The sequence below is a fragment of the Lentilactobacillus sp. TOM.63 genome, from assembly GCF_030361045.1.
GTDB classification, from domain to species: Bacteria; Bacillota; Bacilli; order Lactobacillales; family Lactobacillaceae; genus Lentilactobacillus; species Lentilactobacillus dabitei.
In genome coordinates, this window is the sequence record NZ_JAUCAP010000013.1 from 14,629 (window position 1) to 36,464 (window position 21,836).

General features: G+C 42.2%; 20 protein-coding genes. 2 read left to right on the top strand and 18 right to left on the bottom strand.

The features are described 5' to 3' along the window. Nucleotides 1-99 precede the first annotated feature (99 nt). Together glpK and thmT are read right to left on the bottom strand one after the other, a co-directional pair. On the bottom strand, nt 100-1,608 hold the full coding sequence (glpK, locus tag QUF07_RS03955; RefSeq protein WP_289426836.1) for a glycerol kinase GlpK: 1,509 nt from the start codon (nt 1,606-1,608) through the stop codon (nt 100-102). Nucleotides 1,609-1,930: 322 nt separating this feature from the next. Next, complete coding sequence (gene thmT / locus QUF07_RS03960; RefSeq protein WP_054746629.1) at nt 1,931-2,119, bottom strand: 2-hydroxymuconate tautomerase; 189 nt, start codon at nt 2,117-2,119, stop codon at nt 1,931-1,933. A 157-nt stretch (nt 2,120-2,276) separates the two neighbouring features. On the opposite strand from thmT, the gene QUF07_RS03965 reads away from it, so the two are divergent. Beyond that, complete coding sequence (locus QUF07_RS03965) at nt 2,277-3,710, top strand: C69 family dipeptidase (RefSeq protein WP_289426837.1); 1,434 nt, start codon at nt 2,277-2,279, stop codon at nt 3,708-3,710. A gap of 92 nt (nt 3,711-3,802) precedes the next feature. Here the strand turns inward: QUF07_RS03965 and QUF07_RS03970 are convergent, their stop codons facing one another. From QUF07_RS03970 to QUF07_RS04030, 13 genes are all read right to left on the bottom strand, one after another. Next, nucleotides 3,803-5,224, bottom strand: coding sequence for a C69 family dipeptidase (locus QUF07_RS03970; protein WP_217161274.1), 1,422 nt, complete (start codon nt 5,222-5,224; stop codon nt 3,803-3,805). 172 nt (nt 5,225-5,396) lie between these two features. Next, the gene (topA, locus tag QUF07_RS03975; protein WP_056982765.1) at nt 5,397-7,514 is read right to left on the bottom strand and encodes a type I DNA topoisomerase; all 2,118 of its coding nucleotides are present in this window, start codon (nt 7,512-7,514) and stop codon (nt 5,397-5,399) included. Nucleotides 7,515-7,608: 94 nt separating this feature from the next. Continuing rightward, entirely contained in the window at nt 7,609-8,484 is an 876-nt protein-coding gene (dprA, locus tag QUF07_RS03980) for a DNA-processing protein DprA (protein ID WP_217161277.1), read from the bottom strand. 43 nt (nt 8,485-8,527) lie between these two features. After that, nucleotides 8,528-9,289 (bottom strand): ribonuclease HII, encoded by a 762-nt coding sequence (gene rnhB / locus QUF07_RS03985; protein ID WP_217341748.1) that lies wholly within the window; start codon nt 9,287-9,289, stop codon nt 8,528-8,530. Continuing rightward, the gene (gene ylqF / locus QUF07_RS03990) at nt 9,270-10,148 is read right to left on the bottom strand and encodes a ribosome biogenesis GTPase YlqF (protein ID WP_217161279.1); all 879 of its coding nucleotides are present in this window, start codon (nt 10,146-10,148) and stop codon (nt 9,270-9,272) included. Before ylqF ends, rnhB begins: the two co-directional genes overlap by 20 nt. An 11-nt stretch (nt 10,149-10,159) precedes the next feature. Next, the gene (locus QUF07_RS03995; RefSeq protein ID WP_217161280.1) at nt 10,160-10,378 is read right to left on the bottom strand and encodes a YozE family protein; all 219 of its coding nucleotides are present in this window, start codon (nt 10,376-10,378) and stop codon (nt 10,160-10,162) included. Between the two features lie 13 nt (nt 10,379-10,391). Then, nucleotides 10,392-11,000, bottom strand: coding sequence for a YpmS family protein (locus tag QUF07_RS04000; protein WP_217161281.1), 609 nt, complete (start codon nt 10,998-11,000; stop codon nt 10,392-10,394). Between the two features lie 9 nt (nt 11,001-11,009). Next, nucleotides 11,010-11,903 (bottom strand): GDSL-type esterase/lipase family protein, encoded by an 894-nt coding sequence (locus tag QUF07_RS04005; RefSeq protein WP_289426838.1) that lies wholly within the window; start codon nt 11,901-11,903, stop codon nt 11,010-11,012. Nucleotides 11,904-12,000: 97 nt separating this feature from the next. Continuing rightward, a complete protein-coding gene (locus QUF07_RS04010) occupies nt 12,001-12,849 on the bottom strand; it encodes a DegV family protein (RefSeq protein WP_289426839.1) in 849 nt (282 codons plus the stop codon). Between the two features lie 99 nt (nt 12,850-12,948). Beyond that, nucleotides 12,949-13,437, bottom strand: coding sequence for a dihydrofolate reductase (locus QUF07_RS04015; RefSeq protein ID WP_217161283.1), 489 nt, complete (start codon nt 13,435-13,437; stop codon nt 12,949-12,951). A gap of 12 nt (nt 13,438-13,449) precedes the next feature. Next, on the bottom strand, nt 13,450-14,400 hold the full coding sequence (locus QUF07_RS04020; RefSeq protein ID WP_217161284.1) for a thymidylate synthase: 951 nt from the start codon (nt 14,398-14,400) through the stop codon (nt 13,450-13,452). 21 nt (nt 14,401-14,421) lie between these two features. Further along, nucleotides 14,422-16,341: an ABC-F family ATP-binding cassette domain-containing protein gene (locus QUF07_RS04025; protein ID WP_289426840.1), complete on the bottom strand. Its 1,920-nt coding sequence runs from the start codon at nt 16,339-16,341 to the stop codon at nt 14,422-14,424. A 3-nt stretch (nt 16,342-16,344) separates the two neighbouring features. Further along, nucleotides 16,345-17,565: a CCA tRNA nucleotidyltransferase gene (locus tag QUF07_RS04030; protein ID WP_217161286.1), complete on the bottom strand. Its 1,221-nt coding sequence runs from the start codon at nt 17,563-17,565 to the stop codon at nt 16,345-16,347. 131 nt (nt 17,566-17,696) lie between these two features. Here QUF07_RS04030 and QUF07_RS04035 point away from each other — a divergent pair, with 131 nt between their 5' ends. Then, complete coding sequence (locus QUF07_RS04035; protein WP_217161287.1) at nt 17,697-18,581, top strand: YitT family protein; 885 nt, start codon at nt 17,697-17,699, stop codon at nt 18,579-18,581. Between the two features lie 89 nt (nt 18,582-18,670). On the opposite strand, the gene QUF07_RS04040 is transcribed toward QUF07_RS04035, so the two are convergent. From QUF07_RS04040 to der, 3 genes are all read right to left on the bottom strand, one after another. Next, on the bottom strand, nt 18,671-19,933 hold the full coding sequence (locus QUF07_RS04040; protein ID WP_217161288.1) for a tetratricopeptide repeat protein: 1,263 nt from the start codon (nt 19,931-19,933) through the stop codon (nt 18,671-18,673). A gap of 69 nt (nt 19,934-20,002) precedes the next feature. Continuing rightward, nucleotides 20,003-20,278, bottom strand: a complete 276-nt coding sequence (hbs, locus tag QUF07_RS04045; protein ID WP_054746621.1) for a non-specific DNA-binding protein Hbs — start codon at nt 20,276-20,278, stop codon at nt 20,003-20,005. 204 nt (nt 20,279-20,482) lie between these two features. Further along, a complete protein-coding gene (der, locus tag QUF07_RS04050; RefSeq protein WP_217341751.1) occupies nt 20,483-21,790 on the bottom strand; it encodes a ribosome biogenesis GTPase Der in 1,308 nt (435 codons plus the stop codon). Between the last annotated feature and the right edge of the window lie 46 nt (nt 21,791-21,836).

Below are 21,836 nucleotides of genomic sequence, written 5' to 3' on the forward strand. Positions count from 1 at the left end.
CCAAAGATTAGTCGCAATCCAAGTTAATGATGACCGATTGAAATTAACCCATATCCCGGTGCCTCACTTTCAGTTCTCAAATCATTAAACGATTTTCAGTTAATCTTCTTCTGGGTGAAACTGTATCGTTGCATTGACAGCTCGTTTCCAGCCTGAATACAGTTGCTTTCGCTTCTTGTCATCCATGTCTGGCTTAAATTCGTCTCGAGCCTTGATCGTTTCCTTAATTTCATCAACAGAACTCCAAAAACCAACGGCCAATCCGGCCAAATATGCTGCGCCAAGTGCTGTGGTTTCAGCAATTGATGCCCGTTGAATTGGCGTTCCCAAAATATCTGCCTGAAATTGCATGAGGTAGTTATTATTAGCCGCCCCACCATCAACGGCAAGTTCTTTCAAATCAATCCCAGTTTCGCTCACCATTGTATCAACAACATCCCGAGTCTGATAAGCCAAGGATTCAAGCGTGGCTCTAATGAATTGATTCTTCGTTGTTCCACGAGTTAAACCAAATACCGCGCCCCGGGCATTCTGATCCCAATAGGGCGCCCCTAAGCCGGTAAAGGCAGGTACGACGTAAACGCCATCGCTCGTTTTAGCGTCAACTGCAAGTTGTTCTGATTCTGGGGAGGTTTTGATCATTTCCATCGCATCTCTTAACCACTGAATTGCAGAGCCAGCAACAAAGATACTACCTTCCAGAGCGTAATTGACTTTACCGTCAATCCCATAAGCAATGGTTGTTAATAAGCCGCGTTTAGAAAGGGTTGGTTCCTCACCAGTGTTCATCACAATAAAGGCACCGGTTCCATAAGTATTCTTGATCATTCCGCGTTGCAATGCCATCTGACCGAACAATGCAGCTTGCTGGTCCCCAGCAATTCCTGCAATTGGCACCTGAACGCCTGAGAAGGAGTAACCTGATGTATAGCCATAAATTTCTGATGATGAATGAACCTCAGGCAACATGCTTGCGGGAATATCAAGTAACTTAAGGATGTCTTGATCCCACTGAAGCGTGTGAATGTTAAACAACATTGTTCGACTGGCATTCGTATAGTCAGTCGCATGAACTTTACCCCCGGTCAATTTCCAAAGGACCCAAGTATCAGTCGTGCCAAATAAAAGGTCACCATTTTCGGCCTTTTGGCGGGCACCATCAACATTGTCCAAGATCCACTTAATTTTAGTCGCAGAGAAATAAGAATCAATGATTAACCCAGTCTTGTCATGAATCATCTCATCATAACCATCATTCTTCAGCTGATTAGCTAAGCCGGCAGTTTGTTTTGACTGCCACACAATTGCATGATAGATTGGCTCACCAGTGTTTTTGTCCCAAATAACGGTCGTTTCACGCTGATTGGTCACCCCAATTCCCCGAACTTTGTATGGTGGCACATCTGCATTGATTAAGGCTTCAGAAATGACTGATTGAACCGCATTCCAAATTTCATTGGCGTCATGTTCAACCCAACCAGACTTTGGGAAATACTGATGAAATTCACGCTGCGATTTACCAACGATATCGCCATCATGATTAAAGAGAATCGCCCGGGTACTCGTGGTCCCCTCATCGATTGACATTATGTATTGTTGATCATTCATGTAAAGGTCTCCATTCATATTATTCCTGCGTTTGTCGTAACTGTAACATCTTAAGTTAGTATACAATATTCTTGATCGACAAACCAACTCGTTTGTAAATTTTAGAAAAGTACAAGAATTACCCTGGACATTTGGGGGATTACCCGAAAAGTATTGAGATTGAGACTAACGGCCTTTTAAGCACAAAATTTCAGCAAACGGTTTAGAGGTGCTTCGATCGGTCGAAATTAAAACTTAAGGACAGACAGCAAAAATCCCAAGGTCAAAAATTCCTGCCTTGGGGTCTCATATCTGGATTCTTAAACGCTTGGTTTGGCACCTTTTACTTTTGGTCGCTACTCAACACGCCACCCACACTATAACGATCTTTTTGCATTTCACTCAAAATAACGTGAACATGTTCAGCTGGCGCACCAGTATTTTTGACAACAGCGGCGGTAACATCTTCGACCAAACCCTTCAATTGAGCTTGAGAACGGCCGGCAATTAAATGAATATCAACAATTGGCATATCGATTCCTCCAAATTTTTAAATTGAAAAAAGTATACCCTATTTTATTTTTGACCGCAATCTAAATTTCATAAGCCAAACAGTCATTTCACCATCTTAACTTGAAAAATGATACAATATATCAGACAGAATTCAGTATTGATAGGAGACATAACTCATGATTCCAACTAAAAATTATTCCGCATGTACCAGTATGATTGTTGGCAAAAATGCCAGTATCGATGGGTCGATCATGATCGCCCGAAATGAAGACAGCAAATCTTCATGGCCGAAGAACTATGTCATTCATCCCCACCAAGAATTTGACACTGAACAGGAATTTTCCTCTAACGATAATGGTTTTAAACTCCCGCTTCCAAAAGTTCGGGCAAAATATTCGGCGACTCCGGAATGGACCGCTAAATTTGGGCTATTTGAAGAGGACGGGATTAATGAATACGGAGTTGCAATGAGCGCTACCGAAAGTACCTACACGAACGAGTACGTCCTGGGTGCCGATCCACTTGAGAAGGATGGAATTGGTGAAGAGGCCATGATTACCGTCGTGCTGCCCTACATCAAAACTGCCCGTGAAGGCGTCAAACGGCTTGGCCGCATCATTGAATACTATGGCACTTCCGAATCTAACGGTATTTTATTTGCTGACAAAAACGAAGCCTGGTACATGGAGACTGGCGGTGGCCATAATTGGGTGGCCGTCAAGATTCCTGACGATTCCTATGCCGTGATCGCAAATCAGACAGCTATTCAATACATTGACTTTCAGGATCCAGAAAATTATCTCTGGTCAACTCATATTCGGCAGTTTGTTGAAGACCATCAACTGAATCCAGATCCAACCGGCAGCACGTTCAACTTCCGTCAAATTTTCGGAACAGCCACTCTCTCTGATACTTACTACAATACTCCCAGAGTTTGGTATGGACTCAAGTTATTCTCACCTGACCAACAACATACTCCCGTTGATCAGGATATGCCATTCTTAAATCAAGCCAATCGGAAACTCAGTGTCTTTGATGTTCAAGACTTTTTAGCATCTCATTACCAAGGCACCCCCTACGATCCAATTGGTGAAGGATCTGAAGCCGATAAGCATCGTTTCCGACCAATTAGTCTAGCTAAGACCCAGGAAGCCCACATCCTCCAAATTCGGCCCTCTATGCCGACTCCAGCGGCCGGCATCCAATGGCTAGCCATGGGGGTTGCTGCCCAGAGTTCATTTGTGCCGTTTTATGCTGGTGCCACTGACACCCCTAAGCAATATCAGAATGCCACTGGTTCTTATTCCGCCGATCAAGCCTATTGGACGTACAAGCTCGCCGGAACACTCGTTGATCCACATTATGTGAAGTTTGGGCCAAAACTGAGTGAGACCCAAAAACAATTGCGAATTGCGTTTCAACAATCAATTCAGGCTGCCGACAAGGTTGTTCGCGGGTTATCCAATGTTGAACAAGCTGACTTTCTGACCAAGATTAACTTTGAAAACAGCCAGGAAGGACTGAATGCCTACAACAGCTTAATTTCGGATCTGGTGACCAATGCCACCGATTTATCGCCATTGAACTTTAAACAGGATGTCAATTTATAGACCTAACCTCACGCAAATTAAAAAACGGGATCATCAACTCACTGCCCCCAAGCAATGAATTGATGATCCCGTTTTAATTTTCTTAAGCTTCTTTAGTAATGTTCACGGGTAAAAGCACCACGACTGTTATCACTTGCTCGGGTCACTAATTTGGTTAATAGCTCTTCTGTATCTTTCATGATTCGATCGGCAGTGCGTTCATTTGCCTGACTCAAAGCTTGCATGAGTTCGCCACCCTTTTTACCGCTCACTGCTTTATCCACCTTTGCGATCCGTTGATGCCCACATGCCAATGATTTAAGCTGGAAGTCCTCAACGTCTGCCATCAATTCCTGATAATGATCAGCAACGATTAGCGAAATCAATCGATTTGCCCAATAAGCATTGTGACTATCCAAAGTGGCTGTGGTATCGCGATAGCAATCCGGTGTGTCGAGAATATGGGTGTAAAATGGCACAATCGTATTAAACGGATTGCCAGCAAAAGCCAACCATTGAATTGCGGCATGATCTTCAGCAACATATGGCCGCAACTGTAAAATTGACAGTTCTTGATTCCGATTGAACCCAATTGGTCGGTAGGGATTGGTTTTGTAATCAGCTCCGGGTGCAAATGGATCGTATGGCGTATCCTGATAATGAGAACTCAATACAAACTTAAGGTCCTCAATGGTGATTTTTCGATCGGCATAATTGATAAATGGCAATTTGTTACTCATGGGTGACAGATCCTTAACCGATTCAGGATTAAAGTAACGCTGACCGTACCAGGCACGAGGGGTATTGTAATGATGATCAAGCTGGGTATCTGAACCAAAGATCTCCCGGAAGTTAAAGTTACTCGTTAAATTCAAGTGGTTTTTCTCAACAAACTTCAGTAAATCCTTAGAAAACATGAAGTTATCAGGGTCATCAAACTTAACTTCCTGGATTCCAGTTTGATTGGGGGCAATCACATAGGCATCATCTGGAATCCGTTGGGCAACCCAATGATGACCACCAGCCGTTTCCATATACCAAATTTCGTTGATATCTGAGAAAATGATCCCATTTGATTCATAAGTCCCATATTTCTTAAGTAGACCGCCAACGCGTTCGACGCCGTCTCTGGCTGAACTAATGTATGGTAACGTGATCGTTAATAGATCCTCCTCGCCTAGGCCATTCTTAACCAAGGGGTCAGCTCCTAGGACCCGAGAATTTGTGGTAATCGTTTCGGTGGCACTCATTGCGACATTATGGGCATTGACACCCGCTTCACCCCAAACACCTTCGTTAGTCACAGCATCTGGCACTGATGTATAGCGAACCGGATTATCAGGTAATTGAATCGAAAACTTGGATAATTTTGAATGATACTCACTTGGTTGGTCTTCGTGATGGATGACAACGAATTTTTTCGGATGGACCGCTTCGCCAGCGTCTTCATTCCTGGCAATTAACGTCGAACCATCATAGCTGGCATTTTTACCAACCAAGATGGTTGTACAACTACTATGTTTTGATGCAAACATGATGAAGCCTCCTTAATAGCTCTCTTGATAATCATCTTACACCCAATTGGATGTAAGCGTATTACTAAAAATGATCAAAAAAGAGGTTGTTATTTCGAACAACCTCATTGGACTTGGATGATATAGTTTGAAAATGCATTTTGTGACCAAACTGGGTCTCTTTAGATACTCGCTATTTTTGAGCAGGTTCTTCATAGTCACCATTTGGACAGACAACTTGAGTGCCGCCCTTGACCTTCTTCTCGACTAAGAAGTGCCCATCCTTTGGACAATCTCGGCCGACTGGCTTATCCCAAGAAACAAAATCACAATCTGGGAATCGAGAACAACCATAGAAAATTCGATGACGTTTAGATTTCCGCTCAATGACCTGACCTTCGTGACACTTTGGACAAATCACGCCGATTTCTTTAACAATTGCTTTCGTGTTTCGACAATCTGGGAATCGGGAACAGGCATAAAACTTACCGTAACGACCCATTTTAATCACCATTGGGGCGCCACAGATTTCACAGTTAAAACCGGCTGGTTCATCTTTAATCTGAACCTTTTCCATATTCTTAGTGGCTGATTCAACTTCGGTTGAAAATGGTCGATAGAATTTATCAACTAGCTTAATCCAGTTTTCCTTACCTTCTTCAACTTGGTCAAGCTTACCTTCTAAATTGGCAGTAAAGTCGATGTTAACAATGTCTGGGAAATATTCCACGATAATTTTGTTAACAATTTCGCCTAATTCCGTTGGTTCAAATCTTCTGCCAACTTCTTTAACATAATACCGTCGTTGAATCGTATCAATAGTTGGTGAGTAAGTGGATGGTCGACCAACGCCCTTTTCTTCAAGAGCTTTGATCAAATTCGCTTCACTATACCTTGCAGGTGGCTGAGTAAAATGCTGATCAGGATTGCTGTTAACGAGTTTGACTTGATCACCCGTTTCCAAATCTGGTAAAAGATTATCCTTTTCTTTGCCATCGCCGTAGACCTTCAAGAAACCATCAAACTTCATCTTCGAACCATTGGCTTTAAAAGTAACCCCGTTTTGTTCAATGGTGACAGCCATTGTATCCATAATTGCAGGTGTCATTTGGCTAGCCATGAAGCGAGACCAGATAAGTTGGTACAATCTAAACTGATCTTTAGTTAGGTATTTTTTCAAGCTGGCAGGCGTTCTGAAAACTGAAGTGGGTCGAATTGCCTCATGGGCATCTTGAGCACCTTCAGGTAACTTGCCCTTGATTGGTTTGGTAGCAGCATATTCCGCTCCGTACTTCTCATGTAGGAAAGTAGAAGCTTCGTGCTTGGCAATGATCGAAATTCGAGTTGAATCCGTCCGCATATAGGTAATAAGGCCCTGGCTGCCTTCTTTACCAATATTAATACCTTCATACAACTGCTGAGCCGCCATCATCGTTTTACGAGTTCGGTAATTCAACTTCCGGTTAGCTTCTTGTTGCATTGTACTTGTGGTAAATGGAGGCTGCGGTTGACGCTTACGTTCACGACGGGTCACTTTGGTAATATCAAAGTCACCTTTTGGATCAAGGCGCTTCATCACGTCTTGAACCGCATCGTTATTAGGCAAATCGTGTTTTTTTCCGTTCAAGCCATAGAAACTGGCCTTGAACTTTTTACTCCGCCCCTTTTTAAATTCAGAATCAATTGACCAGTACTCTTCAGGGGTGAAGTTTTTAATTTCGTTTTCCCGTTGAATGATTAACCAAAGCGCAATTGACTGAACCCGGCCGGCACTTAAGCCCTTCTTCACCTTTTGCCACAATAACGGTGAAATGGAATAGCCAACCAGTCGATCGAGTACTCGACGAGCCTGCTGGGCGTCCACTAAATTCATGTCAATATTGCGGGGATGCTTAAAGGATTCCTTCACAGCATCTTTGGTAATTTCATTAAACACAACCCGATTGTCTTCCTTCGGGTCCAAATCTAGGATGTGTGACAAATGCCACGCAATCGATTCACCTTCACGATCCGGATCGGCTGCCAGATAGACTTTTTTTGCCTTCTTTGCAGCAGAACGTAACTCTTTAATCGTGTCGCCTTTTCCTCGAATCGAAATATAATGAGGTTCATAGTCGTGATCAATATCGACACCCATTTTACTCTTGGGTAAATCACGAACGTGACCCTTACTGGCAACAACTTTGTAAGAACGGCCAAGATATTTTTCAATCGTCTTGGCTTTCGCAGGAGATTCAACAATCACCAAGGTCTTTTTAGGCGACCTTCGTTTTGCTTTACTCTTGGCTTTAGGTTTCGTTGTAGTAGCCATGTGTTCTCCTTTCAACATTACTTCTTATTTATTAGTTAAGCGTTTAAATTATCTGCACAAATCTACCATATCATATTGCAAGTGTTTTTGAGTGTCAACTAATGAATTCTTCCAAAATATCATCAGCACACAGAATTGGCTTGGCCCCAGCAGCAATTAATTCATTAGTTCCAACCGACAATCTACTATTGATCGGTCCGGGAACTGCGAGAACATTTCGATTATTTTGCAACGCTAAATTGGCTGTGATCAGACTGCCAGAATGATGCTTAGCCTCAGTCACGAGGACACTTTGCACCAGTCCGGCAATGATCCGATTGCGCTCGGGAAAATGGCTTCGAAAGCCACGGGTTTGATTAGGATATTCACTTAGCAGTAAATGGTCCCGGGCAATTTGTTCTTGTAAATATTTGTTTGCACCTGGATAAGCAATGTCCAATCCAGTTCCAATAACCGCAATCGTGCGGCCTTGGTTCGCAATTGCACATTGGTGAGCAAGTTTATCAACACCTTTTGCAAGGCCTGACACAATTGTCATTCTATTTGAAATTTTGCCAGGAATCAACTGTTTTAAGACTTCAGTCGAGTAACGAGTTGCCTCTCTGGCACCCACGATCCCTAACAACTCGCCGTTAATCAATTCAAGGTGACCACGATAAAATAGCACAATTGGTGCGCTGTAAGCTTCTCTGAGGATTTTAGGGTAACTCGGATCGCAAATTGCCAACCAGCTTTCGCCGTCAACTAACTGATCGACCAGTTGATCATCCGTCATCATTTGTTGATAGCTAGCGCAAAAAGTTGCAATGTTCCGACCTTGAATCCCTGCAATGGCCAGTAAATGGTCAGCAACTGGCAGATGCTGGTCATCCCATACTCCCTGAGAAAGCCACTCATAAATCTTTGTCTTACCCACAATTCCAATTCCCTTACACAAATGAAGTCGTAATAAATAATCCCTTAACAGCATCTAAATTCTCCCCTTTTAAGAATAAATACGTAAAAGGGAATCATTATTTCGAATTTTTTTCGACTGGTGAAAAAGTCATCCGGTGGATGGGGGTTGGGCCGAATTTCTTAAGGGCGGCCAAATGTTTCGCGGTTCCGTAACCAGCATTATGTTCGAAGTCATACTCAGGATACTGTTTGGCAAATTGTGCCATTAACTCATCCCGATAAACTTTAGCCACAATGCTTGCAGCAGAAACACTAATACTTTTTGCATCCCCCTTAATCAATCTGGTTTGATGAATCGGCACAGCAATCTGCATGGCATCAACGATAATTTCGTTGGGCTGTGGACTAAGTTGGTTAACCGCTTGCTTCATTGCCACTCGAGTTGCTTCATAAATATTCATCCGGTCGATTCCAATATTATCAACAACCCCAACCCCGATGCTTAATGCTTCTCGGCGAATCAATGGTGCCAATTTTTCTCGCATAACAGGAGAAAGCTGTTTGGAATCATTGACCGCAATGAGATCAAAATCATGCGGGAGAATGGCTGCGCAGGCGACCACTGGCCCAGCAAGCGGACCACGGCCGACTTCATCGACACCAGCTACATATTCAACCCCACGCTGCCAGAACTGGTGCTCATAGCGAAACCGTTGATGAAAAGCGGCCAAGTACTCCTGTTGGCGGGCCAGCCTTTTTTGGGTTCTTTGAACGGCTTGTTGAACGCCTTTTCTTGGGTCAGTCATGAATCGGGCAATTCGTTGATCATCAGGATTCGTGATCGCCGCCAATAATGTTTTAATTTCTGTGATCGTCATTGTTTTCTGCTGCCACCATTTCTGGAGTATCTAATGTATAAGGGCCAACTTTGCCGGACCGGATATCTTGAATGATCCGATTAGAAGCACGTTCATAATCATCGCGCATGCCAATTTTAGCTGTAATCTTCAATAGCAAATCAACATCAGACAACTGCAAGTCCTCATCATTTAAGTGATAACGTTGTCGGAGTTGGTCTGGTTGTGAGACCCGGAAAAGTTTTAAGGCAAACAACGCAACATCATCACTATGAAAAACGCTGTCTTTAATAGCACCAGTCAGCGCCAGTTTATTGGCAATTTCTTGACTGGAAAATTTTGGCCACAAAATCCCTGGCGTATCCAAGAGTTCTAACTTACTGCCGGATTTCAGCCATTGTTGCCCCTTAGTAACGCCAGGACGATTCCCAACTTGGGCTGCCCGGCGATTGACTAATCGATTTAAAACAGTTGATTTGCCGACATTTGGGACGCCGACACTGATCGCCCGGATTGGCCGCTTTTTCATGCCTTTATCCTGCTCTCGCTGTAATTTATCTCTTAAAATTGGTGAGATGACTGAAATGACATTATTAATCCCAAATTGCGTTTTAGCATCAATCGCAATTGCCGGTTGGTCGTTATCTTTGAAATACTTCAACCACCTGGCCGTCATTTCAGGCTCAGCAAGATCTCGCTTTGTCATAATGAACAAGTGAGGCTTATCAGCGCTGATCCGCTTAATTTCGGGATTTTGTGATGAATAAGGAATCCGGGCATCAAGAATTTCAAACACAATGTCGACTAATGAAAGATTCTCTTCAAACTGGCGAATTGCTTTTGCCATATGTCCAGGGAACCATTGAATTGTTATTGCCATATTTTCACTTCCTACATGCTTTCTTCATACATTTTCCAAACCTCATCAAATATTTCCATATTGGGTAAGTACGACGCATTTTCTTCCAAATATTTTGAAAGTGAATCAAATTCATCCAGTTGTTTGGGAAATGATTGATCGTAAAAGGCGTTATTGGCAAATTCCGCAATTGGATCTGTACTCCCTGGATTGCGTTGGGTCATTAAAAACTGGTAAAAGGTTTTGTTCAAAATTCAATACTCCTTACTGTTTTGGCAAAATGATTTTAAATACGAATTTTCCTTTGCCGTTCATATCAATTGTTTGGGCACTGTAGTTGAGACCGTGCTTGGTCATATGATTGATGTCCAGTCGAATAAGTTTCTTTTTTGGCACCAATTGAACCCATTTGGGTAATTCATAAGCATTTTTAACATACGTCAAAACAAAACTGATGGGAACCGGAAATCGGCCTAATGCTAATTTAGTGGCATGTAATTCAACGTTGCCGTTCGAGAGGACCTTTGGGGTAAAGAAAACCGTAAAGTCAACCGTACTACCTAAGAGCTTCATTGACCCATACACGATCCCTTGGTCAGCCACTTCAAAATGATACTTGGCATTATCACTGCCATCTTGAAGCTTGTCAAGATAATAATCTGATAAGGTGTTCAGCTGGTCCTTGTTGAGTTGCACCGAAATCGGCGTCGTTCCGGTATTTTTGGCTTCACTATTAAAGGTACTGTCAGCCTTAGAGGGCATATGAACAATCACCATCAGGGCAACAATCGCCAAAACAATAAGTCCTGCAAGTGATATAAAGGCAACTTTCCAAGGATTTCGCCGTTTATTCTTGGTTCTAGATTTCTGCATAAAAATTAATCATCCCTTCGCCCAGTCTGTGTGGTCAACCAGTTGTTTGTATAGCAAATTGGTCATGATTCGGTAGCCCTTCGTATTTGGATGGAAATGATCATCCGTTGACAAATAAGCGTTCGATTGTGCTGTTTGCCCGGTTAATAACGCCTCAATTTGTGTCGCGTTATAGTGGCCATTTCCAATCACATGAGCTCGTTTTCGTAATCGTTCACGGGATTGAACCGTTTTAAACTGCCCATCAGACATCCGCTTATTGATTGGAATGAAGTAAATCCGTGATTGATGATTAACAACAGCTTGGGTTGCGGAATTATTTTGGGCAACGGCTCGGCTGATGAAGGAAACTTGAGGAAAATAAACGTACACCGGATTATAGATTCCAAAAACAAAGATTGGTGAGTGCGGGTTAAGTTGGCGAATATGATTAAATAACCGGGTAACCCGCTTACTGTATGCGGTTCGGTAATTAGCGAGCTTTGAATCGAGTTTATGGTCACTGGGATCAGTCACATTCTGTTTTAAAAAGTGCAGCAGATCGTTCCCACCGGTTGTCACTGTGATCACATCTGCATGGCTTAAACTAGTTCGCAATTTTTTTGAAGTCATGACTCGATGATCAATTTGATCCGTTGTTTCCCCTGATATTCCAAAATTAGCGGTGGACATGTGAACGTGAGGATTATTTTGATTGACTTTGTTTGTGATCATGTACGTATACCCACCACGGTTATTAGGATCGCCAACCCCTTGGGTCAGTGAATCGCCAACTGCCGTTAATTTAACCTGTTTTGGCGGTCGATTCTGGTAATGATTGTATGTCACATAACCGACACCTGCCACAATGATGACCGCAATGATCATGAGCAAGTATTTCAGTTTATGGCTTCTTTTTTTCACTAACGGACACCCCCCCTGCCGTCAAAGCACTGACAATATAAAAGAGAGCATCGACATCATATTCTCGTCTCAGCCCTTCTCGCATAACGAAGCTATTTTAATCTGGATCACTATAATAAATCAAGGCAAATCCACCTTGGCCAACATGGGTCGCAATAATTGGGGAAGTTGTTCGGTAAAACAACGGTACATTAGGAAAGAGTTCTTTTAATTGTTGAACCGTTTCTCGTAACACATCGGTTTCGGTTACATAAGAAATTCCGATCATTTGAAGCGCCTTGGTATTCTTCATTTCATCGAGAACTTTGCCGAAGAATCTTCGAAGTGACTTATCACCCCGTCCCTTAGAAATGACCTTCAACTTGCCATCAGCAACCTCTAGCCCCAATTTTAAATTTAAGAAATTGGTAATTGCCCCGGCAATCGGATGAAGCCGGCCGCCTTTGACAATATTGTCAAGCGTCATCACGCACAGATAAAGTTTGGTATTATCTCGAACTTTGTTAATCTGCTTTACGATTGTATCACGGTCGGCCCCTTCTTGGGCAAGCTTAGCAGCTTCAAGGACTTGAAAGCTCAAGCCCCGATCGGTAAAAGTACTGTCAATAACCGTTACATCACTCTTGCTCAACGTTGCCGCCTGTTCTGCAGCGTGAACAGTTCCGCTGATAGCTTCCAGCATATCAATACAAAGAACTTGGCTGCCGTCTTTACCAGCTTCGTCAAACGCTTCAAGGAACTTACCAACAGGCGGTTGACTGGTCTTGGGAAGATCCTTGGCTACCATCATTTTAGGAACAAACTGTTCATTGTCGATTGTGTCACGTTCAATATAGACCGTGCCATCGATCATGACTGTTAAGGGAACGATTGTAATATCATATTGTTTAACTTCCTCATCGGATAATTGAGCAGATGAGTCCGTCACAATTTTTACTTTTGCCATTTACGCCACTCGTTTCTTTACAAAATTGATAATTGTTTTGTTACTCAAAGATAATTATATCAAAGTTTTTTGTTAACTTACATGATCATTTTTGTTCAATTAAGCTTTTCGATCATAAACTTCGAATGTGTGTGGAAACGGATTCTTTTTATCCACCATGCCATCAACTGACTTGGTTAACTTAAAATCCCCATAATTAATTTCAGGCATGTAGGTATCTCCCGTGAAGGCATGATCAATCTTAGTTCGATATAGTTGATCAACTTTGTCTAATAATTGAGAAAAAATATTGGCGCCACCGGTCACAAAATAATTCTCATTCGGATTTTGATCAATCATTTCACATAACTCAGAAATTGATGAAACCACCAAAACCCCCGCTGGAAAATCAGTTTTTCGAGAGACAACGATGTTTTGTCGTCCTGGCAGCGGTCGATTATAACTCCGAAACGTATTGGCACCTGAAATGATCGGATGCCCCATCGTTGTGTTCTTAAAATACTTCATATCGTCAGCTAAATGCCAAGGTAGCCCACCTTTGGCACCAATCAAACCGTTAGCATCTTCTGCCCAAATATAAGAAATCATTGATTGAGCCTCCTAAACGGCCACTGGCGCTTGAATTTTGGGATATGGATCATAGTTCTCAACTTTAATATCGCCCATCGTGAAATCGTCAAGATGTTGCTTCTCCGGATTTAACCATAATTGTGGGGCATTATGTGGTTTCCGGGTTAATTGTTCCTTTACCTGTTCAATGTGATTGGAATAAATATGAGCATCTCCGAGCGTATGAACAAAATCACCAACTTCCAGACCGCATTCGCGAGCGATTAAGGACGTTAAAAGCGCGTAACTGGCAATATTAAACGGAACCCCAATAAAGATATCGCCTGAACGCTGGTAAAGCTGACAGCTTAATTTACCATCAACGACATAAAACTGGAACATTGTATGACAAGGAGGTAGAGCCATTGAAGGCACGTCCTCTGGATTCCAGGCGGAAACAATCATTCTTCTGGAATCAGGATGATTCTTGATCAAATCAATCACATTCTGAATTTGATCAATGGTTTGGCCCTTCGAAGTCTTCCAAGCGCGCCATTGACTCCCATAAATCAAGCCAAGATCGCCATATTTGTTGGCAAAGTCTTCATCGTCAAGAATTTTTTGACAGAACAAATTCATTTGTTCCTTGTATACTTTGTTAAATTCAGGATCCTTGAGGGCCCGATGAGAGAAGTCGGTCATGTCTGGGCCTTGATAATCAGCAGATTGAACGTAGTTTTGGAATGGCCATTCATCCCAGATATGATTCTTGTGTTGTAATAAGAACCGAATATTTGTGCCACCCTTTAAGAACCATAATAATTCGCTCTTAATCAAGCCGAATGGCACTTTTTTTGTCGTCAGTAACGGGAATCCTTCAGAAAGATCAAAACGCATTTGGTATCCAAAAGTACTCAAAGTACCAGTGTGGGTTCGGTCGGATTTCTTGTGACCGTTTTCCAAAACATACTTTTCGAGGTTTAAATAGGCATCTTCTAACATGACAATTCTCCTTTTAAATGGTTATTCAGCATATTCACTCAGGTATTCCCAACGTTTAATCTTTTGATCGATTTCTGCTTCTAATTCGTCCTTTTGCGCTTGTAAATCGGCAAGCTTGTCATAATCACTGCCATTGGACTGCATTTGCTTTTCGATTTCAGACTGTTGGCCTTCCAGAGTATCAATATCCTTCTCAATATGACCGTACTCAAGTTGCTCAGCATACGTTAATTTTTTCTTTTTGTCGTTATCTTTGTCGTTATCACTGGAATTCTCAGCGGAATCCGGCGCTTTTTCTTTAACCGAAACAGATTTAGCTTGACTAGTTTCTTTTTTTACGGACTGGTGTTTGCGAGCTAAATAATCTGTAAACCGGCCACGATGCTCTTCGATGACGCCATCACCATCGAATATCAACAATCGATCGGCCACTTTATCCAAGAAATAACGGTCGTGAGAAACGGTAATGACCGTTCCTTGAAATTTAGAAATATAATCTTCCAGCACCGTCAAGGTTGCAATGTCCAAATCATTGGTTGGCTCATCCAACAATAAAACATTTGGTTGCTGCATCAATAACTTTAACAGGTAAAGACGCCGCTTTTCACCACCGGATAATTTCCGAATCAGTGTCCCGTGCATGAATCTTGGGAATAAAAATTGCTCCAAAAGTTCAGTCACACTGATTTTTTGACCATTCTTGTCAGTGACTTGCTGACCAATTTCATTTAAGTAGCTAATCACCCGCTTATCTTCTGGAATCGGTTCCGTTAACTGGGTATAATACGCCATTTTAACCGTTTCGCCAATCTTTATGATGCCCGAATCCAGTTTCAACCGCCCGGCAATGACATTCAGTAGGCTGGTCTTGCCGGCGCCGTTCTCGCCGCTAATTCCGATCCGTTCGTTGGGCTGAACCAAAATATTAAAATCTTTCAGGATGGTTTGACCGGCGATACTCAAGTTGGCGTCCTTCATCTTAATAACTTCTTTACCTAGTCGGGCTTGACCAAGTGAAATATCAACGTCCTGATCAAGCTTGAGCGTATTCACATTTTCTTTGAGATCATTAAATCGATTAATCCGAGCTTGTTGCTTGGTAGAACGGGCTTTCGCACCAGTCTTCATCCAAGCCAGTTCCGACTTGTAAAGCTGTTGGGTTTTGTGTTGGGCATCAATTTCTCCCTGTACCCGAGTGGCTTTTTGCGCAACATAATCTTGATAGTTTCCCTCGTATTCGTAGAGCTTACCAAATGACAGTTCCCAAATTTTATTAGCAACCTGATCCAGAAAATATCGATCATGGGTTACAACAATCAGGGAGCCCTTATAACCAGCCAAGTAATTTTGCAACCAGTCAATGGAGTCAAAGTCCAAATGGTTAGTCGGTTCATCCAGCAACAAAAGGTTGGGCGATTGAATCAACACCTGAGCCAATCCGACACGTCGGCGTTGGCCACCGGAAAGTTCACCAACTTTTTGGTTATAATCATCGATTTTTAACTGGGTCAAAATCGTTTTAACATCACTTTGAGCGTTCCAGGCATCTTCTTCATTCATTCGCGCTTCAGCCTTGGTATAGCGCTTTTCTGCTGTTTCATCCTCTGGATGGGCAGAGTATTCTTTCAACGTATTTTCATAATTTCTGATTGTTTGATAAACCTTCTGTGAACCCGAAAAAACGGCATCCATAATCGATAAATTGTCATCAAGTTCGGGATCCTGGGTCAAATAGCCGATCGTATATGACTTGGAAGTAATGATATCGCCAATCGAATCATGATCCATTCCAGAAATTGCATTCAAAAGCGATGTTTTGCCACTTCCGTTTGTTCCAATCAACCCAATTCGATCATGTTCATTGATCATAAAACTGAGATTATCAAAAAGCGTTTTTTCACCATACGTTTTGGTTAATCCTTCAACCCGCATTGTTTCCATTAATTAATCATCCTCGTTTATAAAACTTTTTGTCGCACTGATGAGCGCCGGTCGGGTGTTGGCCACCTTAGCGTCAACCACAGCTTTTTCTAAATAATTTAACGTTTCACCCAATTGTGGGCTGGGTTTTAAAATCCCATCCTTAATGAGTTGGCCGCCGGTAATTTTAAGTTGTTTTTTGTCCGTGATTGGTAAGTGGTCATAGTCAGCCACGTACCCGGAGAAATCACTGGTGGAAATGGCATTCAAAATATTAACAGCGTTTTCAACATTTTCCCGGCCAGCTCGGTATAAATCCCAGTTGGACAGTTCATTCGAACTCATTCTAAAAAGTAATTCAGTCGTTAGTATAACATCATTGATCACTTTATTGGCGGTCTTCCACCTTTTCAAAAATGTGCGGATCGCTTCGGCTGACAAGTTGAAATAAAGGGCTAGTAATGACCAAACCTGAGGCTCATTAGTCAGTCGAAAATGGCTGTTAACGATCGCTTGTAACTGAGCCAGTTGATTGCCTAATTCCGGCATATATTTATAAAGGTTTGTTTCAATAGCCAAGTTCAAGCCATTTTGAGCATCAACCCCCATCATCATTTTGACAAACTCGGAATGGGTTCGTTCCACAGCAATTTTTGCCAGTAACTGACTATGACGTTTAATGCCGGCAAGGGTTTTTGCTTCGATTTTAAAGTCTAACTGGCTGGCAAACCGGATTGCCCGCATCATTCTCAAAGCATCTTCATTAAAACGTTCGTTAGGATCACCCACCGCGCGGATAATCTTAGCCTCCATATCAGCCAAACCGCCGAATAAATCAGTGATCTGTCCGCTCTCACTCATTGCAAGCGCGTTGATTGTAAAATCTCGGCGTTTAAGGTCTTCTTTTAGCGACCTCACAAAGTTCACTTCGTCCGGTCGGCGATAATCTTGATAGCCCGACTCGGTCCGAAAAGTCGTCACTTCATAACCATTTCCGTGATCAAGAATCATCACCGTTCCGTGTTCAATTCCGGTATCGACTGTTCGCTTAAATAAGCTCTTAACCTCGCTGGGATAAGCACTAGTGGCAATATCAACATCATGAATTGGTCGATGCAAGAGTGTGTCTCTAACGGAACCGCCAACAAAATAAGCCTCATATCCTGCGGCCTCAATCTTTCGTAGGATTGGTAAAGCTTCTTGAAATTCAGTTGGAATTTTACCCATTTTCACGCTAATCGCCATCCAATTTCTTTTTACTCCTTTAATAATTTTAACAGAATTAAGGCCAGAATAAAAAAGAATGTCGCAATGATTGCCATTTGGCAACGAAACTTGCTATGATTAGTCGGTGACTATTTCGGGGAGGTAAAACGATGGCACAAAAACAAACTCATTTAAATATTTCGTTGATTGATTTGATCGTAATCGCACTTGGAACGGCAATTTATTCATTTGGAATTGTTTTCTTTAACATTTATAATCACCTTGCTGACGGCGGGGTAACTGGTATTACATTGATCTTGAGAGCTTTATTCCACATTGACCCCGCCTATTCAACCATCTTGGTCAACATCCCACTTTTTATCATTGGCTATCGCTTTCTTGGTAAAAAGGATATGTTTTATACACTGTATGGCACGATTGTGTTGGCTGTCTTCCTGTGGATCTGGCAACGGGTCCCCCTCGTGATTAATATTGATCATGACTTATTATTATCAGCAATCGGTGCTGGCTTATTCGGCGGTTTTGGCTGTGGAATTGTTTATCGTTTCGGTGGCACAACCGGCGGTGTCGATATTGTTGCTCGCCTATTTGAACGTTTCAAAGGAATTCAAATGGGGCAAACCCTATTAACAATTGATGTTATCGTCCTCTTGTCATCACTGATTTATCTGGATGTCCGCCAAATGGCCTACACTTTAATTTACGTCTGGATCTTTTCGGTCATCGTCAACTTTACCCAACAGGGTGCTTACACCGCCCGAGGAATTCTCATCATCAGTAATGAATCAAACGCCATTTCGACGGCCATCCAGAGCGAACTGAGCCGTGGCGTCACCTTTTTAAATGCGGAGGGCGGCTATTCGCATCATCCCAAGCAAATCATCTACTGTGTGGTATCCCCGAGTGAGTTGCATAGTTTAAAACAACTGGTGGAATCGATCGACAAGGAAGCGTTTATTTCAATTTTAGATGTTAACGAGGCCATTGGTGAAGGATTTACGTATAAGCGGCCAAAGAAGTTCAAAATACTGTAATGTGAGTGTACTTCCGATCAGTTCAGTCTCGTCCAACTCAAAAAGCATCCTCCCAGAAACTCAATCTGTCTCTGTGGGGATGCTTTTAGTTATAAATCAATGTCCTCATCGTACATCGATGCCATCTCCAAATCATCCGGCACCAATTCAAGATACTTCTTCAGATATTGCTTCTCTTTCTCAACATCAGCTGCTTCTCGATAGAACAAGGCCGCATGTTTCAAGAAACTTGGGTTATCACTCAATTCATGGGCAGCAATTTCATAATTATTGGCAGCCAACTTCGTCTTACCAGCATTTTGATAAGATTGGGCCAAATTATAGGCTAAATGGGCATCAAAAACATGATCTTCGACGACTGGCTCTAAAAGCTTCAGATTATCGCTGTAACGCTCATGGGAAATATACCAGTCAGATACTAATGTCAGGATTTCCATATCGTCAGGAGCGATTTCTCGACCTTTTAGCAAGTATTTTAACGCGAGATCATCCTCATTAGCCATTGTTGCAATTTGACCAGCCTTCTGCCAGATCTTTTCGTTGTACTGATCAATCGCAATTCCTTCCTGAATCGCTGTCAAGGCTTCATCCACTCGCTTCAGGTTAACAAATGAATCAGCTAGATATGGATATAAGGAGCTGTATTGGGGATCGGAGTCACGAAGATCTTCAAATGCTTTAATTGCTTTGGTGTAATCTTTTAAATTAAAGTAAGTAAATGCTAACTCAAATTTAACGTCACTACTCATTTTGACAGGTTTAATTTGTTCCAAATAACCAACGGCCTGCTCAAACTTGCCAATTTCCGCATAAGAGACTCCTAACCGTTCAACCAGATCAACGGCGGACATTTCAAGCGTTCCGGATTTGATGAGGGTCAGATATAAGTTAATCGCTTTTCGATAGTTGCGGGTTGTAAAGTAAAACTCAGCTAACGCAAATTGAATGACCGGCTCGTCAGGAGCTAATTTTTGGGCTTCTAAGAGCTTTTGCTCACTGATCTCAAACATACCCTGGGTTTGGTAGAGATCGGCGGAGACCATCAATGAGCGTACATATTCCGGTGATTCCGGTGATACATGGGACAAATAATTCAGTGCCTTGTCATCATCGTCTTTATCAATTGCCAATTCCGCCAAATTAATTTTTAAATTATCGTCATCTGGAAATTTTTTGAGTAACTTTTCATAAATAGTAGTTGAATCATCTGAAAATCCCAACGAATACAATTCCTCGGCAAGTGAATAAAGCATGTCGTCTGAATCGTTAGCCAATGCTAATTGAAATGATTTTTTGAAATCATCTAATTGACCACTTTCAAGTTGGTCAAGGGCGGTTTGTGAATAAGTCATGTCAGTCCTCCATAGGTATCAAAAAAGCCAGCCCGACATATGCCGTTCTGGCTTAACAGATGAATAATACTATTTAACAGCATCCTTAAGCGCCTTACCAGGTTTGAAAGCTGGTACCTTGCTTGCAGGAATTTGAATTTCTTGACCTGTTTGTGGGTTACGACCCTTACGAGCGGCACGTTGACGTACTTCGAAGTTACCGAAGCCGATCAATTGAACCTTGTCGCCTTTTGCTAAACTGCTTTGGATTGAATCAAATACGGCATCCACAGCTGCTGTAGCATCTTTTTTAGTTAAACCAGTTGCTGATGCAACATTGCTTACTAATTCTGCTTTATTTGCCATGAGTGTATTCACCTCCCTCGAAGATAGGTATGTAAAACATCACAAACTTGATTCGTTGGAATCCAGAATTGCTAAAACAATACTTTTCGTATCATTTCTTGTTCCAAGATAGCATAAGAACGCCGTCATTGCAATGTTTTATTCGAATTTAGTGCCCAAATCCGCCTAATTAAGACAATATTGTAATAATTGGGGCAAAATGCACTACTTTCGGCTTCTGGTGATGATTTTGATCGGTGTTCCACTGAAGTCAAAATTTTCTCTAATTTGGTTCTCTAAAAATCTGACATATGAAAAATGCATCAGATCCGGATTATTCACAAATACGACAAAAGTTGGTGGTCCCGCTTTGACTTGAGTTGCGTAATAAATCCGCAACCGTTTACCATTGACCGTTGGTGTTGGGTGAACAGCAATGGCATCCATGATCACGTCATTCAGTGCAGATGATTGAACCCGCTTTTCATGGTTATCGTAAACGCGTTTGATCAACAGTGGCAGTTTTTCAATTCGCTGCTTAGTCACTGCCGAAACAAAAATGATTGGGGAGTAAGCCATATACTGGAACTCGTTTCGAATCAGGGTTTCAAAATCTTGCTGGGTATGATTGGTCTTCTTCAGCGTATCCCACTTGTTTACAACGGTGATAATGGCTTTACCCGCCTCATGAGCATAACCCGCAACCTTCTTATCCTGTTCGCGAATGCCTTCCTCAGCATTCATCACAAATAGGATCACATCACTTTGGTCGATCGCTTTCATGGCCCGCATCACACTGTAACGTTCAGTGTTTTCATAGACCTTTCCACGTTTTCGAATTCCGGCAGTGTCCACCATTGTGAACTTAATTCCATCAGCTTCAAATCGGGTGTCAATTGCGTCACGAGTTGTTCCGGCAATATCTGAAACAATGACCCGGTCTTCACCGAGAATCGCGTTGACCAGCGATGACTTGCCCACATTCGGCCGACCAATGATACTGAAACGAATATCATCATTGGAAGCCGTCTCATCGGTTTTAGGGAACTTCTCAACAACTTTATCAAGCAGATCGCCAAGACCTAATCCATGGACCCCAGAAATTGGCATTGGGTCGCCAAATCCAAGAGAATAGAAGTCATAAATATCTTCTCGACCTTCTGGATTATCGACTTTGTTAACAGCTAACACAACTGGTTTATCACTTCGATAAAGGATCTTAGCGACTTGCTCGTCATCAGCAGTCAACCCTTCTTTACCACTGACGATAAAAACGATTACGTCGGCTTCATCAATTGCAATTTCAGCTTGATTCTTAATCTGGGTACTGAAAGGAGCGTCACTGATTTCAATACCACCAGTATCAATCATCGCAAACTTGGTTGTTAGCCATTCTCCATGTGAATAGATTCTGTCACGAGTAACCCCAGGGGTATCTTCAACAATTGAAATTCGATCTCCTGCGATTCGGTTGAAAATTGTTGATTTTCCAACGTTTGGACGACCAATAAATGCGACTGTTGGCATTGCCATAAAATAGCCTCCTTCTTTTCACTCATTCATAAGAAAAGTGGCTGAG

Coding starts and splice junctions, on each gene's coding strand:
- glpK (WP_289426836.1), bottom strand. CDS start 1,608: ATGAATGATCAACAATACATAATGTCAATCGATGAGGGGACCACGAGT.
- thmT (WP_054746629.1), bottom strand. CDS start 2,119: ATGCCAATTGTTGATATTCATTTAATTGCCGGCCGTTCTCAAGCTCAA.
- QUF07_RS03965 (WP_289426837.1), top strand. CDS start 2,277: ATGATTCCAACTAAAAATTATTCCGCATGTACCAGTATGATTGTTGGC.
- QUF07_RS03970 (WP_217161274.1), bottom strand. CDS start 5,224: ATGTTTGCATCAAAACATAGTAGTTGTACAACCATCTTGGTTGGTAAA.
- topA (WP_056982765.1), bottom strand. CDS start 7,514: ATGGCTACTACAACGAAACCTAAAGCCAAGAGTAAAGCAAAACGAAGG.
- dprA (WP_217161277.1), bottom strand. CDS start 8,484: ATGCTGTTAAGGGATTATTTATTACGACTTCATTTGTGTAAGGGAATT.
- rnhB (WP_217341748.1), bottom strand. CDS start 9,289: ATGACGATCACAGAAATTAAAACATTATTGGCGGCGATCACGAATCCT.
- ylqF (WP_217161279.1), bottom strand. CDS start 10,148: ATGGCAATAACAATTCAATGGTTCCCTGGACATATGGCAAAAGCAATT.
- QUF07_RS04000 (WP_217161281.1), bottom strand. CDS start 11,000: ATGCAGAAATCTAGAACCAAGAATAAACGGCGAAATCCTTGGAAAGTT.
- QUF07_RS04010 (WP_289426839.1), bottom strand. CDS start 12,849: ATGGCAAAAGTAAAAATTGTGACGGACTCATCTGCTCAATTATCCGAT.
- QUF07_RS04015 (WP_217161283.1), bottom strand. CDS start 13,437: ATGATTTCTTATATTTGGGCAGAAGATGCTAACGGTTTGATTGGTGCC.
- QUF07_RS04020 (WP_217161284.1), bottom strand. CDS start 14,400: ATGTTAGAAGATGCCTATTTAAACCTCGAAAAGTATGTTTTGGAAAAC.
- QUF07_RS04025 (WP_289426840.1), bottom strand. CDS start 16,341: ATGGAAACAATGCGGGTTGAAGGATTAACCAAAACGTATGGTGAAAAA.
- QUF07_RS04030 (WP_217161286.1), bottom strand. CDS start 17,565: ATGGCGATTAGCGTGAAAATGGGTAAAATTCCAACTGAATTTCAAGAA.
- QUF07_RS04035 (WP_217161287.1), top strand. CDS start 17,697: ATGGCACAAAAACAAACTCATTTAAATATTTCGTTGATTGATTTGATC.
- QUF07_RS04040 (WP_217161288.1), bottom strand. CDS start 19,933: ATGACTTATTCACAAACCGCCCTTGACCAACTTGAAAGTGGTCAATTA.
- hbs (WP_054746621.1), bottom strand. CDS start 20,278: ATGGCAAATAAAGCAGAATTAGTAAGCAATGTTGCATCAGCAACTGGT.
- der (WP_217341751.1), bottom strand. CDS start 21,790: ATGGCAATGCCAACAGTCGCATTTATTGGTCGTCCAAACGTTGGAAAA.